Origin of the sequence: Chitinophaga sp., assembly GCF_036569185.1 — a bacterium.
Lineage (GTDB): Bacteria > Bacteroidota > Bacteroidia > Chitinophagales > Chitinophagaceae > Chitinophaga.
The window spans coordinates 1-15,306 of sequence record NZ_DATCRD010000195.1; the positions used below are offsets into that span (position 1 = coordinate 1).

Here is a 15,306-nt window from a genome sequence, read left to right on the forward strand (position 1 = left end):
ATATACAGACTTGTCTGTTTAATTAATTTATCCTAACATTGCATCATGAAAGAACAAGGTGCAAAAGAGAGAATTTTACAAACAGCCAGCGAATTGTTTTACCAGCAAGGCTACCAGGCCACCGGTATTAACCAGATCATCGAGGAAGCCGGGATCGCGAAGGCCAGTCTTTACCAGCACTTCCCTTCCAAAGAGGCGCTGCTAACAGAATACCTGCTGCGAACCCGTGTAAACAATCACCTGGAACGGATGGCGTACCTCGACCAGTTAACACCCGGCAAGGAAAAGCTGATGGGCCTGTTTGAGTTCCGGCGCCAGCATATGGAAAAAAGCAATTTCAGGGGCTGTGCATTTATACGCATCGCCTACGAACTGCCAGGTCTGAACGACGACGCATTATTGCAGGTGAAAACGCATACCCTAACGCTGAAAGCTTTTATTGCCGAACAGCTGCAACTCATCAAACAGCCTTACCCGGATGCGGAACTGGAGGAAATGACCAATATGTTGCTGAATCTTTATGAAGGCGCAGGGCTGCAGGGCTACATCCAACGCTCCGCCAAACCCATGGAAGACACGAAGAAGGTGGTGGGGAAATTACTGGAAACGCTGTAACGGGAGGCTACAGACTGTTGGAAGATGGATGAGAAAACTATAAGATGCTTATATAAACGGATCCACTGAAGTAAAATGGTTACCGCAAAAGCATATGAATCACAACATAACAATAAACAACAAACGTTTTTGTAAACCGCCTGCAAAGCCGGAGCCGCTAAAACACTTGCCTGCGGGCACATACACAACATCATAAAAACTGCGGTATCTTCATAAAACACCCGTTCGCTAACATTTTCCTGCAGGCATAAAACAATATAACAACAAACTGCAGGTATCTTCATAAAACACCGGCTCTGCCAGGTAAAGTGATATCTCAGAAAAATTTCCTTTAAATAAAAACAAAGCGCAACACGATCATCTCACATTAAAAATTTTACCCGCATGAAAACAGACCAGTCTGTATATATCAAACAAACCAATGTAAATCCCTGGGTATCACTGGCAGTGATCCTCCTGGCTCCACTCATTTCCGTGATCGATATTTTTATTGTAAACATCAGCACTCCTGCTATAAAAAATTATTTTCACAGTTCCGACGCAGCCCTGGAACTGGTAATGGCCAGCTACCTGCTCGGCTATGCGGTATTCCTTATCACCGGCAGCAGAACCGGCGATTACCTGGGCAAAAAGAAAGTGTTTATAGCCGGGCTGGCAGCATTCACTGTTACCTCAGCCATGTGCGGCCTGGCCACCTCCATGGAAATGCTGATTATTTCAAGACTACTGCAGGGCATTGCGGCTGCTTTCACTGTCCCGCAAACCATCACACTGATACAACTGAATTTTCAGTCGCCTGCCGACCGCGACAAAGCCTATGGCCTTTACGGCATGGCGCTCGGCGCCGGCGCCACACTGGGACAATTTCTCGGCGGCTACTTCATCACTTCGCACTTCATCACCGATAGCTGGCGACTCATTTTCCTGGTGAACCTTCCATTCGGTATAGCAGCCATGCTGCTGACCTGGTTATTTGTACAGGAATCCGGGCAAAACAAAAGCACCCGCTTTGATATCCCCGGCATCATATTGCTCACATTAGCGTTATCTTTCCTGATATATCCTGTTATACAGGGCGCTGAACTTGGCTGGCCCACCTGGACCATTGCTATGCTGGGAGCAGCATTGCTATTATTAGGTGTGTTTATATACTACCAACACTGGCTGGGAAAGCAGCAACGCGATCCGCTGGTTCCCCTGGAACTGTTCCGTATAAAGAGTTTCAACACAGGCATCATCAGCGTATTGTTTTTCTTTGGGGTAAATACCGCTTATATTTTTGTAGTAGCTATCTACTTTCAAAACGGTTTCCATATGTCGCCGTTCACAGCGGGAAATTATTTTGTGATGCAAAGCATTCCCTTTTTGCTGGCTTCTTTATGGTCTATCAAAAATGCAGCGAGGTTTGGGATCCGGCTGCTGCAGGCCGCCTGTATACTGATGATCCTCGCTTTTACCCTGCAACTGATTTTATTCCGGGGAGATGTACTGACGCCATGGGCTATTCTTCCCTGCCTGGTTATTTATGGCGCCGGCTCAGGCTTGCTGATGCCTTCATTATTGAAAGTAGCTATGCGGGATATGCCGCCGGCTAAAGCAGGCGCCGCCAGCGGAGTGTATACAACTATGCAGCAATTTGCATCCGCATTGGGAGTAAGTATGCTGGGAGGCGTTTTTCTTTACCTCGCACGGCATACCGGCAATTTTTACCTGGCCTATAAAACGGCCCTGTTTTGTATGATGGGTTACCTGCTGGTAGTAATGATTATATTAAACAGGATTAAGCGCTAACAGCAGGTTTGGCTTTTTTATAAGTGCCAAGGTAGATGATCAGCGCAACGAGAATTAATGCGGTACCTGCCACGCATACACCATTCCATTGTGCAAAAGACCATACCCACAACCCTATGCCGGAACCCAGCGAGGTGCCGATAAAACTGGTGGTCATAAACACCGTGTTCAATCGGTTCCTCGCTTCCGGCAACAGCGTGTAGATACGGGTTTGATTGGATACATGTATGCCCTGCAAACCAAGATCAATGGCAATGATGCCAATGATGATACCGATAATATTGGCTTTGAAAATATAGAAAAGAAAATAGCCGAAAAACAAAAAAATGATCCCATAACCAATAGCGATGCGCGGGTTCTTCTTATCCGCAATACGCCCTACCAGCGGAGCGCCTAAAGCACCGGCTGCAGCTGCAAGTCCCATTAAACCTATTTGCTCGCTGGTATACTTAAAAGGTGCATCGGACAACAGGAAAACCACTGTTGTCCAGAACATCCCGAACATTGCAAAGCAACAGGCATTGATAGCAGAAGCTTCTCTTAACATAGGCTGCTCTTTCACCAGTGTAAGCAAAGACTTCATCAGATCGCCATAACTACCCTGGAAATTAGGTTTGCTGGATGGGAAGGAAGTGATCATAATCACCGCCAGCAAAGCACTGATGCCCGCCGCTATCCAGAACATGGCGCGCCAGCCGAAATGATGGCCCACCACGCCGCTCAGTGTGCGCGATAATAAAATACCCACCAGTAAGCCGCTCATAATGGTGCCAATCACTTTACCACGACTTGCAGGATCAGAAAGGTTTGCAGCCAGGGGTAATATCAGCTGTGGTACTACAGAGGTAAAACCGATCATTAAACCGGTAACTTTCAGCATGGTAATATTCACTGACATCGCTGCAGCCACCAGCGCTACCACAGCGGCCAACGTCATTACCACTATCTGCCGTTTGCGCTCCAGTTTATCGCCAAGCGGCACACAGAATAACAATCCCAGCGCATATCCTACCTGCGTAAAAAATGTTACCTGTCCCGCATTGCTTTCAGTAACTTTAAATTCCTCGCTCATTAATACCAGCAGAGGCTGGCTGTAATAAATATTTGCAACGATCAACCCTGTGCACAGGGCCATTATCATGATATTCCACCTGCTAAGCGCCATAAAAATGTACTGTTTTTCAAGAGATGCAAAGATAGCCTTTTAGCTTTTAGGACGAGCTTTTACAGGAAAACGGTAAATTTGTGTGACTATTCACTAACAGCTCAATGCTAACCGCTAAAAGCTACAGGTATGTTTACAAGCATCAATCCGTTCACACAGGAAACCATTGCTGTTTATACAGCACATACACCGGAAGAAATAGAAGAGAAATTACAACTGGGTCATAAAGCTTACAGGGAGTTGTTACAGGTTCCCCTGGAACAGCGCCGTCAATGGATGATGCAGGTAGCCCAATCCATGAAAAAAAATGCAGATGAACATGCGGCGCTGATCACGCAGGAAATGGGCAAAACGCTGAAAGAAGCGCGCGCAGAAGTGTTGAAATGCGCTACCTCTGCAGAATATTATGCAGAAAACATCGTTGAAATGCTGCAACACAAACCAATCCGTTCCGATGCCTATAAAAGCTATGTATCGTACGAACCCAAAGGAATTGTGCTGGCAATTATGCCCTGGAATTTTCCCTACTGGCAGGTGTTCCGCTTTGCCATCCCCAATTTACTTGCCGGCAACACCGGCATCCTGAAACATGCCAGCAATGTAAGCGGCTGTGCACTGGCCATCGAGAAAATATTTGCGGAAAGTAATTTTCCGGCCGGTACTTTTCAATCGCTGTTGGTATCTTCCAAAGACATTGAGCCCATTATCGCAGATCCCCGTGTACAGGGCGTTACGCTTACCGGCAGCACTCCTGCAGGAAAAAGCGTAGCTGCGCTTGCAGGAAAATATATCAAGAAAACAGTGCTGGAACTGGGCGGCAGCGATCCTTTTATTGTATTGAAAGATGCCGACCTGGAAGCTGCTGCCAAAACAGCGGTACAGGGCAGGATGCAGAATGCAGGGCAATCGTGCATTGCCGCCAAACGCTGGATCGTGGAAAAAGAAATTGTGCCGGCATTTACCGCGGAAGTGAAACGTATTTTGCAGGGCCTCAAACAGGGAGATCCTACTCAGGAAACTACCCAGATGGGGCCTATGGCCCGCCCTGACCTGGCAGAAGAGCTGGCCAGACAACTGCAGGACACTATTAACCAGGGCGCCAGGCTGGAGTTGGGCGGCACGCATGAAGGCTGTAACTTTGCACCTACCCTGCTTACAGGAGTAACCAACAAAATGACTGCTTTTAAAGAAGAAACCTTTGGTCCGCTGGCAGTGATCATAGAAGCTGCCGATGAAAAAGATGCCATTGCACTGGCCAATGAAACCGAGTTTGGCCTGGGAGCGGCACTGTGGACCAGCGATCTCGACAAAGCCGCACAGCTGGCCACACAGATAGAGAGTGGGAATGTATTTATTAATGCAATGGTTCGTTCGGATGCACGCCTGCCTTTTGGCGGCGTGAAACAATCCGGTTACGGACGTGAACTATCACTGGAAGGCACACACGAATTTCTGAATGTAAAGACTGTATATATACAACAATAAAGGCACTGGAATGACCACCTCTCTGAAACGCGACCGCTATACTCCCTATATCAGTTTCTCCCGTAAGGAATGGGCAGAAAGAAGCGGCGATGCCATGCTACAACTACAGGACTACGACCTGGAAGCGCTGCATGGTATGAACGAACCACTTACACAGGAAGAAATAACACAGGTATATCTTCCGCTGGCACACCTGCTGAACCTCTATGTAACCGCTTCACAGCAGCTGCATACCGCCACCAGCAACTTTCTCAGCAGCCAGGTACATAAGGTACCTTACATTATAGGTATTGCCGGAAGTGTGGCGGTTGGAAAAAGCACTACCGCGAGGGTATTGCAAAAATTATTACAGGCATGGCCCAATCATCCACGGGTAGACCTGGTAACCACAGATGGGTTCCTTTATCCCAACAAAATACTGGAAGCCAATAATATCATGAACCGCAAAGGTTTCCCGGAGAGTTATGATATCAAAAGACTGATCCACTTTCTTGCGGATGTAAAATCGGGCAAAGAAAAAGTGGCAGCGCCACTGTATTCCCATCTCGAATATGATATCCTTCCCGGGCAGCTGCAATGGATAGAGCAACCCGATATTGTGATCGTAGAAGGCGTGAATGTATTACAGGTACGTCATCGCCAGCAACAGAAAGATCCCGCGGTATTCGTATCCGATTTCTTTGATTTCAGTATTTATGTAGATGCTGCTGAAAAAGATATCCGCAAATGGTACATTGCCCGCTTTGAAACCCTGCGTAAAACAGCGTTTCAGAGCCCTGAGTCTTTTTTCCACCGTTATGCACATCTTTCTGACGCTGCTACCATTGAACTGGCCACACAGATCTGGGAAGATATCAACAAACCTAACCTGGAACAAAATATTGCGCCTACCCGTTACCGCGCCAGCCTGATACTGGAAAAAGGGCATCATCATTTTGTTCAATCCATCCAATTGAGGAAAACCTGATGCAGGGCACAGCTATTATCCGGCAACAGCTGCAGGCATTGCTGAAAGAACCGCTGGTTCAATGGGAACAGTTTGAAGCTATCCTGCAGCCCGTAACTTTTCCGGCAGGCGGGCACCTGTCGGAAGCCGGTAAAACCGCCAATGCCATTTATTTTATTGAAGAAGGCATTGTGCGGGTATACACTATCCACGATGGTAAAGAGATCAGCATGGACTTTGCATTTCCTCACAGCTTTACCGCTTCCTACGCTTCTTTTGTTACACAAAGCCCGGCTGCTGTAAATTTACAGGCGGTTACACCCGTTCGTGGGTATGCCTGGTATTATAGTGATTTGCAGCAATTATATAACACCTCACATCAGTCGGAGCGGATAGGCCGCCTGGTAGCGGAGCAGCAATACCTGCGCAAATACAACCGTGAACTGTTGTTCCTGCGATACGCTGCACAGGAGCGGTATGCCCTGTTGCTGGAAGAGCACCCGGAAGTGATACAACATATCCCTGTTAAACAAATTGCTTCTTACCTGGGTATTGAGCCTGAAAGCCTCAGCAGGATCCGGAAAAAAAGAAACTAACATTTGTTAGTTTTATTTTTCCGGAAGATGTGGACCTTTGAGTCCTAAATAAATATACAAATGGCTTTCTTTTCCGGTTTATGCAGTATTGCCCTCCTGTTACTGGCGGCAGGTTACCTCTTCCAGGTTGCTGCTTTACAGCAATTCCATACAGATGCGCGTATATCCGCTGCCGTTATGTTTATGATGATAGGGCTTACACACCTGCTAAAGCCACGCAAGCTCAGTTACATGATTGAAGGAATGATCCCCTGGCCTGTATTTACCGTACTGTTTACCGGTGTACTGGAAATATTGCTGGGCGCCGGTTTGCTGGTTCCTTCCACGCAATATTATGCAGGATGGGGTTTAATGATCCTCCTGGTAGCCATGTTTCCGGCCAATATCCGTGTGGCGGTGCTGAACCTCCCCGCGCCTGGCGGCCTGCCTTCCAAACCCTGGTATATATGGAGCCGTTTATTATTTCAACCCGTTTATATTTTATGGATATGGTGGGCCATTAATTAATCAATAACTTTATGCCATGTTATAAAAAAAATAACCATGCGCATACATTATTTACGCAATGCCACTTTGCTGATAGAATGGAACAATAAGAACATACTGGTGGATCCTATGCTGGGTGTTAAAGACAGCCTGGATCCCGTTCCCAATGCGGCCAACAGTATCCGGAACCCTATGACTGAGCTTCCGCTCGACGATGCTGCTTTAAGAGATTTATTATCATCCCTGGATGCCATACTGGTCACCCACCGTCACCGTGATCACTGGGATGTTACCGCACAGGCCATCCTGCCTAAAAGCATCCCGTTATTCTGCCAGCCTGAAGATGAAAGCGCTATCAGGGAACAAGCCTTTACACAGGTGATTCCTGTTGTTAACAATATCACCTGGGAAGGTATCAGCATCATCCGCACAGGCGGGCAGCATGGCACAGGGGAAATCGGCAAAATGATGGCGCCGGTATCAGGCTTTGTGCTGAAGGAAGGAAACACCACATTGTATATTGCCGGGGATACTATCTGGTGTGAAGAAGTAGCTACTGCACTGGATACCTTCCGGCCGGATTATGTGGTGGTAAATGCAGGCGCCGCGCAGTTCCTGCAGGGAGATCCTATTACCATGACGGCCGGTGATGTGATTAAAACCATCCGGCATCCTGCACAGCCTAAAGTGATAGCGGTGCATATGGGCGCTATCAATCACTGTTATCTTAGCAGGGAAGCGCTGAGAGCAGCTGTAGCAGCTGAACAGCTAACAGCCATCATCCCTGAGCAGGGAGAATGGATCCAGCTTGTTTAAAATTTTCTTCAAAAAAAGGGGCTGTTACCTTGCGGTAACAGCCCTTTCTGCATAATGTAAGGAGTTATGTTATTATACCCACTCATTAACATGTTTTGCATTACCCATGCTAATTTCACGGGCTGAAATGGTAAAGGAAATCACCATTGGGTTTTTGTTTTCATAGTCAAAAGACTCTTCAAACTTAACCAGGTAGCCTTCCTTAAATTCCAAAGTTTTCAGTTTGGAATCAGTATCTCTTTTGAAGAAAGTAATGGTACCATCTTTTCTTTCAAAGTTGTTTACCATCCACTCAAAGAGATCTGTTTTTCCGGTAGATTCTACGGTCAGCTTAATACGTCCGCCACGGGTAATGGCTGAAGGGCGACCGGTTGCATCTACTTCCTGTGTGAGATCGTAGGCGACGTGCTGTACATTGTACTCGTTGCCGCCTGTTTCAAATTTGGCTTTGAATGACATGTTGGGTTAATTTTTAAGGTTACAATAAAGAAAAAATAATTAGGATTTATTTATGATTTATAAGTCCCAAATATAGGATGAAAATTTCAATAGTCAAGAGTCCTAACAAATAATTATTATTCCAATATCTACATGATTAATATACGCCTGGGAGTTAGTGAGCGCGGCTGTTCAGCAGCATCATCTGGCGGCAGTTATCAAGATCCCTGCTCTTGCTTTCCAGCTTTGCATTCAGATCGGCCACCTGTTCTTTCAACCCTGCAATATTCTGCTGTGCATTTTGCAGTTCACGCAGTTGTTGTTTTGTTTGTTGTAACGATAAACAGTTTTGTACAATGTTATCATACAAGCCATAATGCGTTACCGCATCTTTTGGTATGGAATTGCGCATATCCGCCAGGGACGCGGCAATCACCTGGTCCATATAATTAGCGTTCTGGTTAGGCAGGTTAATGGAATCAAGGTTATGCTTTACCTTATCCAGCTTTTGCAGGAACTCCGATTGAAACGCCTGCTCTTCCCTGAATGAGCTGAGCTCTTTCCGCAGGGAAGCATTTTCCCTTGCGGGAACCTGGTAGTTAAAGAATACAGCCAATACAAATAAAGCGACTGTTATAATGAAAAATAACAGGAACCAAATAAAGGAAACATTTCTTTCCTGCCTGTTTAATACTTGCATATTGCGAATCGTTTTTGATTGAAATTATCTTGTTTTGAATGATCTGTTAAACCAGCAGATTTTCAGTGAAATAATTAATATTATTAATCGGTGAAAAACCAGCGTTTGGTTTTATGTTTACGCAGGTATTCCGCATCTTCCTGTGATTCTTCTTTCACAAAAATGTTGCTGTCCTGCTTGCGCCCGATATAATCCAGGCGGCTCAGGCTTTCAAACAGTTTATTTACTGCCCTTACAAACGGGATCATGGGTTGCAGGCATTCTCTCACATCCAGGTGCTTGTATTTAATATTTGCGCAGTTAATCATGAGGGTTTCCAGTTCTCCCTGCCGCAGTTCACACCATTCAGACAGGTAGTTAAGCAGTTCTTCCTTACCGGCGCCGGCGCGCTGGTCAATAGCATTTTTCATGGTACGGGCCAGGCCTGCAATAATTTCCAGCATCTGTGCAGGAGGTTGCTGTAATGCCAGCCACCTGAATTGTGTGATCCTGGTGCCAAGGAATTGCACCATTTTCTCCGTGATATACAGTACCACCAGCGCCAGGTCATTTTGCTGGTTCCTGCCATAAATTTTCTGTACGATATGCACGCCGTATAACTCCATCTGCCCGAGGAACTGATCCAGTTCATGGAAAAGGTCTACCAATGCAGGATGTGCGCTTACGATGCTGCAGGGCGGTATATAGTCGTCATCCATTTGTGCGCGGCCATCCGATACGCTGATGCGGCCCAGCACCATCTGGTAGCTGCCTAACTGCCCTGAAGGCAATTGGGATGCAGGGGTTACATACAGGCTGTATTCGGGTGTGGCATAGGGCAATCGTGGCGGATCTTCATCCAGTAAAGGTTCTCCACTGGGTTGCCTGTTAAACGGGTTTACCTGTATTAATACGTAATAAGTGCTTTCTGTATGTTGAGGATCCCAGGTGTAGGTAGCTTCAGGAAAAGTAGTGGCATACTTCAGTGAATGCACGGTATGTTCAGGAATTTCAATGCGGCCTCCGCCGGGCGTTATAGCGCGGCATTCCGTGAGCTTGATCCTCCATTGTTGCTGGTTGTCGTTTACAAACCAGCAGCGCAGTGATTCCTTGTTCTCTGCTTTGGGGGGCAACAGTCCGTAGTTAAGTGCGTGAATACCGCACGCCAGTGCATCCCTGATCTGATCCAGTAAAGCATTTTCTGTATCTATAAAATGTTGCTTCTTTATCTTCATTCCATCCACCCAGTTAACGGGGAAATGCTTGAGCGGTTCTGCCATAATACTGCTTTTAGGATAACATAATTCTGTTGCAAATGATCACGCTGTTCTCTTTGATACCATTCATAAACACCGCTTTGTCCGGGTCAAGCGTTTTGGCGCTGCCAAACCAGCGTGGCTTCAGGTGGAATACCCAGCCATATGGTTGCCCGGTATGGTCTACAAAATCAATCGGGGTATTGGGATAACGGTCATTATAATCGTTGATAAAATGATAGAACAAATCGCCCAGGTCCATTTTAATAGGTGTACGCGCCCTGAAATAGGTGCGGTTGTTATCAAGCGGTCCTTTCTCCATCTCCAGCCCGATAACGATCAGGTCTTTCATCTCCTCTTCATTTACTTCCGGTACATCTTTATAAATGGGATACTGCCACCATTTATGCACTTTCACCGGGATGGCCATCATCTTTTCAAAAGTTTTATAAACAAAAGTGGGCAGTACAAAGGAAAACATACTGGTGAGCATAGGATAATAAAGAAAGGTATCCTTATCAAGTATCCGGTTCACCAGCACAAAACCGGCCCCTCCGAACAGCCAGATGGCCAATATAAAGGCCAGTTCAGATACCAGCGTGGTTTCATTGGCCCAGAAACGGGTATACATAAAGTGACAGTGAACAACGCCCAGCCCCAGGAACCATACTTCATAGAAAAGATACTGGTTCATCAGGTTCTGATGGGTAAACAGGAAAGGAATGGAACTGATCACGGCAAATACCAGTGTCATACATACCAAATACAACAATGCCTTCTTCTTATAAAGACTGAAATTCTTAATGTACCTGCTGAGCAAAGCCACTATAAAGGAGCCAATAGCCAGGGCGCCGGCCAGCATGATATAAAACTTAGCGGTGTATCTCATAGTTCTGATGGTATGTCAAGGTTTTTCGGGTTTGGGTACTAACATTCCAGGTTTTTTCAGATGGTCGTTAATAGCAAAAATAATTCCATATAAGCATCTGCCAGCTACTTTCAGAGAAAAAAATTATATCCCATGATACCCTGCTCAGGTTGCTTATCGTGCAAGGTTACATTTTTTTCGCCGGAAGAAGGCACCAGTACCGTATTAATTTCCACATCTGCCGGGAACAGGTATCCATAACAGGTTTCCAACAGCTTCCCGAAAGGCTGCCAGGGCAGGTAATCGTATATCCGTTGGCGTTTCACCGGCCCTATACTCACCGTTACCACGGGCATATCTGTATAGCAGGCTGTGCCTACCATAGCATCTACTCCAAGCATACATTCGCCCAGGGGAACACTGTTTTCTGTGCTTACCATCTGTGGCGTGCGTTGCCAGGTAATGCTCACTTCTTCTTCCAGCACCTGTTCCAGGCAAAGCTTTACCAGTGTCATGTTCCCGGCTATGCGATGAACATATGGCAGCAGCTTCACCAACCGGTTCACCGCAGCGGCAGGGAGACCTGAAGGCAGCTCCCAGAATTCGTGGAACAGCTGGTCGGTGTCTTTACCGAACACATCAAACAGCAGGTGTTTCTCCCGCTGTTCCAGGTATACGCGCTGCAGGAAAAACTCGTTTTCCAGGGGCTGAAAAAAGCGGCGGGCCTGTTGTTGTTGTTGTTGCTGCTTTTTATACCGCGCCACCATTTCCGTAACGCCATGCTGCCTGGAAGAAGGCTCCTGCTTAAATTCATGAAACATCCCCTGCGGCAACCGGTCATAAATACCATCGCGCGAAAGGAAAAAATTAATAAACGGCTGATACGGCTGGCTGTCATCCAGCTTCACTCCTGTGATATCAGTTGCAAAAGACCGGGTAAATACATTCTGCAACTGCACCACCACTTCTTCTTCCCGCACCTGGTTATCCAGCAGTTCCCCCACCACTACTTCGGCTCTTACGTCATATGGTAAAGCATTGACGTGGTCAATCACTTCTTCCAGTACGGCAGCCTTCTGCGCATTATTTACCATGAGGTCTAATTTAGGTTTCTCTGATCTGCTATTAGCTGCAAACTGTTAGCATAACTGTCATTCATCTATGGTTCCGGGCTAACAACTCAGTAACAAAAATAGGGGTTTGATTTATTATTATGACATATTACGGCTTAAATTTTGCACCCTGAAAAAATTTTTCCCATAGCCATTATCTTTGGCTATTTATCTGAAAAAAATACTAAAATTGTAAAAACCTGAAAAACCGATGGCCCCCCGTAAACCCGAAAATGAACACAAGGTAAATTCGTTCAGACCTTTTGGAAAAATCACCAGCCATGTTGACCCGCTGGTACTATGGACCTTCCTGGGTCTTTTCCTTGTTAGCCTGGCATTGCTGGCTTTCCAGCTGGATGGCCGTGAAGATTGCAGTAATACAGATATAAAACTCAGTCATGTTCAGAATACTAACAGTAAAGCATATGCAGTTGGGGAAGTGATCACCTTTAATGCAGAAAACGCCGGCAAAAAAAATTCGGACTATACCTGGGAGTTTGGCGATTCTACTGCCAAAGCTACCGGCAGGCAGGTATATCACTCTTTCAGCAAGGCCGGTAGCTATATGATTACGCTCACTTCCGGCAAATGCACCTGGCGTAAGGAAGTAATGGTAGTGATGAACACACCGGCCGCTTCGGGTAGTCAACCCGATATCTTCCCGGTGATAGATGGCCCCTCCGAAGCGTTCGCAGGCAGACCGGTTACCTTCACCAACTCCACCCCTTCTGCCAAAAGCTGGGTGTGGCGCCTGCTGCAGGACAATGCAGAGCCTCACAGCGGTTCTTCCGTGACCTATACTTTCTCCTCGCCCGGTGAAAGGACCTTATCCCTGATCATCAACGGCGACAGCAGTCATATGGTATTAAAACATATTACCGTATTCCCGGCAAGGCCCACAGAACCGCAAGAACGGCCGGAGCCCGCCTTTAACCCGGCGCCACTGCCTGCGCCTACGCCGGAAGAACCGGTGAAGAAAGAAGAGCCACGGCCTACCATCTCCGACGATGAATTTAAATATATGCTTACCCAGGTAACGCTGAAGCAGAAAACGGCCAACGACTTTGCACAGTACCTCTGCAACAACCTTAATGCAAGAGTGGTACTCAACACAAACGATGTGGATAACTTTACCCACTTCTGCCAGCGGATCTATGGAAAGAAGAAATTCAAGATAGAAAGGGTTAACCTGGCCAAAGACGAGAAAGGATGTGTAAAGGAAATTCTCATTATGTATGACCGTAAAAAAGTGCTGGGTATATTTTAAGCTGATATCATGAAAGGAAAATATTACCAGTTGCCCATTGACTTTTCGCAGCTGCTGCAGAAAAAGGATATGCCGGCTATTTCGCTGGAAGACTCGATAGCACAGCATATTCACCTGCTCATCACCACGGTGCTGGGCGAAAATAAAGATGATCCCCAATATGGCTGCCAGTGGTGGGACAGTGATTTTGATATCAAAGCATCCAACAACGAAGTAAAGGAACAGATTGAAAATGCTGTAAAAGCTTCTATCACACGATACGAAAAAAGAATTTCGCAGATAAAGGTGGTGGCCGCTGTGAACCAGGAAGAGCTGATGCTCCCGTCTACCCGTAAAATGAAAAAGAAAATCAGGGTCACCGTTTCGGGAACCGTCACCAAAAACAATCATCCGTTCCAGTACAGCAGCTTCTTTTATATCAGCCCGTTGTCGTACGATTGATTATTTGTTTATTAACCGATCATGAAAGAAAAAAAAGAGAGAATAAAGGACCGCATGCTGAAAACAGCTGCGCGTTTATGGGGCTACCCGGATGCCGAAGTGGAAACTTCCTTTGACCCGGTTGTACAACTGTTGCTGGAAGCCTGTGCCAGTGAACTGGAGAAAATTTCCGGGGAAGTGGATGTTTCGCATGCACGGCTGGTAGAACGGCTGGCGCAGATCATGATGCCGGAGCCCATTACCAGCAGTCAGCCTGCTTATGGCATCCTCCACGCGATTGCTACCGAAGCGGTGGCAGATATTCATGCGGATCACCAGTTTTATCATCATACCAAATCAGGCACTCATAACCGTGATCTTTTCTTTGCGCCTGTAACCAGTCACCGGTTGTTCCGTGGCCAGGTACAATACATGGCCATCGGTAATAAATTGTATGAAACCCGCGATCACTGGTTCAAGGAACAGGTACTGCAGGGGCAGGTATTTCCTGATATGGCGCCCAACCATTTATGGATCGGCGTAGCATTGGAAGATATGCCCCATTCCTGGGAAGGCATGTCTTTCTTTTTTGATCTTCGCAATGTGCATCAGCAGGAAATGTTTTACCACTATCTGCCACTGGCGAAAGTATTTACCGGCAACCGGGAACTGATGATCAAAAGCGGCTATCATCACAGCCGGACCATTGCAGAAGAGGAAACAGACAACATGATCCAGGTAGCGGTAAATAACAATACGCGCTACAGCCAGCATATCCTCCAGAAATTCCGTCGACATTTCCTTACCATTACCGATTCGCATCCTCCTGTGGCTACCCGTACACCGGAAGTTATCAACAGGATCTTCGGTCAGGATACCCAACGCTTAAACAAAGACGTGCACTGGTTGCGCATTGAATTCCCTGAAGTATTGCACCATACTTTGCTGGAAGATCTTTATTGCAGCATCAACTGTTTCCCTGTTATCAACAAAAAAAATAACGAGCAGTCCATGAAACTGAATCGTTATCTGAATATCATCCCCCTGCAAACACCGGATATTTTCTTTGATATCAAACGGGTATACGACCTTGAGGGAACCGACTATTATGTGCGTAACTTCTCCACTGCCGGACAGATGCAGGAAGGGGAACTGGTGATCCGCAGCAGTGGCATTGGCCGGTTCGATACCCGCGAAGCCAAAGAAGTGATTGCTTACCTGGTGGAAGTGATCCGCGACGAAAGCTCTTTATTTGAAGAAGTAAAAAATGATTTTGTGACCAACCGGATGCGGGAACTGCATCAGCTCATCGCTTCGCTGGAAGAGCAGCTGCAACCCGGCGCCAACAAAGGTAACATCCCCTATG

The 15,306-nt window shown here is 46.6% G+C and carries 16 protein-coding genes; 10 read left to right on the forward strand and 6 right to left on the reverse strand.

Going from position 1 to position 15,306, the window contains the following annotated elements; translation table 11 throughout:
- Positions 1–45: 45 nt before the first annotated feature.
- Together VIM72_RS14895 and VIM72_RS14900 are read left to right on the forward strand one after the other, a co-directional pair.
- A complete protein-coding gene (locus VIM72_RS14895; RefSeq protein ID WP_332003619.1) occupies positions 46–615 on the forward strand; it encodes a helix-turn-helix domain-containing protein in 570 nt (189 codons plus the stop codon).
- Positions 616–999: 384 nt separating this feature from the next.
- Positions 1,000–2,406: an MFS transporter gene (locus VIM72_RS14900; protein WP_332003620.1), complete on the forward strand. Its 1,407-nt coding sequence runs from the start codon at positions 1,000–1,002 to the stop codon at positions 2,404–2,406.
- Here VIM72_RS14900 and VIM72_RS14905 read toward each other — a convergent pair.
- Complete coding sequence (locus VIM72_RS14905; protein WP_332003621.1) at positions 2,396–3,571, reverse strand: MFS transporter; 1,176 nt, start codon at positions 3,569–3,571, stop codon at positions 2,396–2,398. The two genes, VIM72_RS14900 and VIM72_RS14905, sit on opposite strands and share 11 nt — an antisense overlap.
- Before the next feature lie 129 nt (positions 3,572–3,700).
- On the opposite strand from VIM72_RS14905, the gene VIM72_RS14910 reads away from it, so the two are divergent.
- From VIM72_RS14910 to VIM72_RS14930, 5 genes are read left to right on the forward strand one after another with little or no spacing between them, the layout of a single operon-like run.
- On the forward strand, positions 3,701–5,056 hold the full coding sequence (locus VIM72_RS14910; RefSeq protein WP_332003622.1) for an NAD-dependent succinate-semialdehyde dehydrogenase: 1,356 nt from the start codon (positions 3,701–3,703) through the stop codon (positions 5,054–5,056).
- Positions 5,057–5,066: 10 nt separating this feature from the next.
- Positions 5,067–6,023: a type I pantothenate kinase gene (gene coaA, locus VIM72_RS14915; RefSeq protein ID WP_332003623.1), complete on the forward strand. Its 957-nt coding sequence runs from the start codon at positions 5,067–5,069 to the stop codon at positions 6,021–6,023.
- The gene (locus tag VIM72_RS14920) at positions 6,023–6,598 is read left to right on the forward strand and encodes a Crp/Fnr family transcriptional regulator (protein WP_332003624.1); all 576 of its coding nucleotides are present in this window, start codon (positions 6,023–6,025) and stop codon (positions 6,596–6,598) included. Before coaA ends, VIM72_RS14920 begins: the two co-directional genes overlap by 1 nt.
- A 60-nt stretch (positions 6,599–6,658) precedes the next feature.
- Complete coding sequence (locus tag VIM72_RS14925) at positions 6,659–7,105, forward strand: hypothetical protein (protein ID WP_332003625.1); 447 nt, start codon at positions 6,659–6,661, stop codon at positions 7,103–7,105.
- Between the two features lie 36 nt (positions 7,106–7,141).
- Positions 7,142–7,900 (forward strand): MBL fold metallo-hydrolase, encoded by a 759-nt coding sequence (locus tag VIM72_RS14930; protein ID WP_332003626.1) that lies wholly within the window; start codon positions 7,142–7,144, stop codon positions 7,898–7,900.
- A 72-nt stretch (positions 7,901–7,972) separates the two neighbouring features.
- Here the strand turns inward: VIM72_RS14930 and tssD are convergent, their stop codons facing one another.
- The 5 genes from tssD to VIM72_RS14955 all read right to left on the reverse strand — a co-directional run bounded on the left by tssD (position 7,973) and on the right by VIM72_RS14955 (position 12,235).
- A complete protein-coding gene (gene tssD, locus VIM72_RS14935) occupies positions 7,973–8,359 on the reverse strand; it encodes a type VI secretion system tube protein TssD (RefSeq protein WP_142683192.1) in 387 nt (128 codons plus the stop codon).
- A 154-nt stretch (positions 8,360–8,513) separates the two neighbouring features.
- A complete protein-coding gene (tssO, locus tag VIM72_RS14940) occupies positions 8,514–9,038 on the reverse strand; it encodes a type VI secretion system TssO (RefSeq protein WP_142683193.1) in 525 nt (174 codons plus the stop codon).
- An 83-nt stretch (positions 9,039–9,121) separates the two neighbouring features.
- Positions 9,122–10,297, reverse strand: coding sequence for a hypothetical protein (locus tag VIM72_RS14945; RefSeq protein WP_332003627.1), 1,176 nt, complete (start codon positions 10,295–10,297; stop codon positions 9,122–9,124).
- Between the two features lie 10 nt (positions 10,298–10,307).
- Positions 10,308–11,162 (reverse strand): TssN family type VI secretion system protein, encoded by an 855-nt coding sequence (locus VIM72_RS14950; protein ID WP_332003628.1) that lies wholly within the window; start codon positions 11,160–11,162, stop codon positions 10,308–10,310.
- Positions 11,163–11,272: 110 nt separating this feature from the next.
- The gene (locus VIM72_RS14955) at positions 11,273–12,235 is read right to left on the reverse strand and encodes a type VI secretion system baseplate subunit TssG (protein WP_332003629.1); all 963 of its coding nucleotides are present in this window, start codon (positions 12,233–12,235) and stop codon (positions 11,273–11,275) included.
- 229 nt (positions 12,236–12,464) lie between these two features.
- On the opposite strand from VIM72_RS14955, the gene VIM72_RS14960 reads away from it, so the two are divergent.
- The 3 genes from VIM72_RS14960 to VIM72_RS14970 all read left to right on the forward strand — a co-directional run.
- A complete protein-coding gene (locus VIM72_RS14960; protein WP_332003630.1) occupies positions 12,465–13,520 on the forward strand; it encodes a PKD domain-containing protein in 1,056 nt (351 codons plus the stop codon).
- Positions 13,521–13,529: 9 nt separating this feature from the next.
- Entirely contained in the window at positions 13,530–13,961 is a 432-nt protein-coding gene (locus tag VIM72_RS14965; protein WP_332003631.1) for a GPW/gp25 family protein, read from the forward strand.
- A gap of 21 nt (positions 13,962–13,982) precedes the next feature.
- Positions 13,983–15,306 (forward strand): hypothetical protein (locus tag VIM72_RS14970; protein ID WP_332003632.1); only part of this gene is annotated, 1,324 nt, incomplete at its 3' end.

Excerpts from the sequence above, each read along its gene's own strand:
- VIM72_RS14895 (WP_332003619.1), top strand. The coding sequence starts at position 46 with ATGAAAGAACAAGGTGCAAAAGAGAGAATTTTACAAACAGCCAGCGAA.
- VIM72_RS14900 (WP_332003620.1), top strand. The coding sequence starts at position 1,000 with ATGAAAACAGACCAGTCTGTATATATCAAACAAACCAATGTAAATCCC.
- VIM72_RS14905 (WP_332003621.1), bottom strand. The coding sequence starts at position 3,571 with ATGGCGCTTAGCAGGTGGAATATCATGATAATGGCCCTGTGCACAGGG.
- VIM72_RS14910 (WP_332003622.1), top strand. The coding sequence starts at position 3,701 with ATGTTTACAAGCATCAATCCGTTCACACAGGAAACCATTGCTGTTTAT.
- coaA (WP_332003623.1), top strand. The coding sequence starts at position 5,067 with ATGACCACCTCTCTGAAACGCGACCGCTATACTCCCTATATCAGTTTC.
- VIM72_RS14920 (WP_332003624.1), top strand. The coding sequence starts at position 6,023 with ATGCAGGGCACAGCTATTATCCGGCAACAGCTGCAGGCATTGCTGAAA.
- VIM72_RS14925 (WP_332003625.1), top strand. The coding sequence starts at position 6,659 with ATGGCTTTCTTTTCCGGTTTATGCAGTATTGCCCTCCTGTTACTGGCG.
- VIM72_RS14930 (WP_332003626.1), top strand. The coding sequence starts at position 7,142 with ATGCGCATACATTATTTACGCAATGCCACTTTGCTGATAGAATGGAAC.
- tssD (WP_142683192.1), bottom strand. The coding sequence starts at position 8,359 with ATGTCATTCAAAGCCAAATTTGAAACAGGCGGCAACGAGTACAATGTA.
- tssO (WP_142683193.1), bottom strand. The coding sequence starts at position 9,038 with ATGCAAGTATTAAACAGGCAGGAAAGAAATGTTTCCTTTATTTGGTTC.
- VIM72_RS14945 (WP_332003627.1), bottom strand. The coding sequence starts at position 10,297 with ATGGCAGAACCGCTCAAGCATTTCCCCGTTAACTGGGTGGATGGAATG.
- VIM72_RS14950 (WP_332003628.1), bottom strand. The coding sequence starts at position 11,162 with ATGAGATACACCGCTAAGTTTTATATCATGCTGGCCGGCGCCCTGGCT.
- VIM72_RS14955 (WP_332003629.1), bottom strand. The coding sequence starts at position 12,235 with ATGGTAAATAATGCGCAGAAGGCTGCCGTACTGGAAGAAGTGATTGAC.
- VIM72_RS14960 (WP_332003630.1), top strand. The coding sequence starts at position 12,465 with ATGGCCCCCCGTAAACCCGAAAATGAACACAAGGTAAATTCGTTCAGA.
- VIM72_RS14965 (WP_332003631.1), top strand. The coding sequence starts at position 13,530 with ATGAAAGGAAAATATTACCAGTTGCCCATTGACTTTTCGCAGCTGCTG.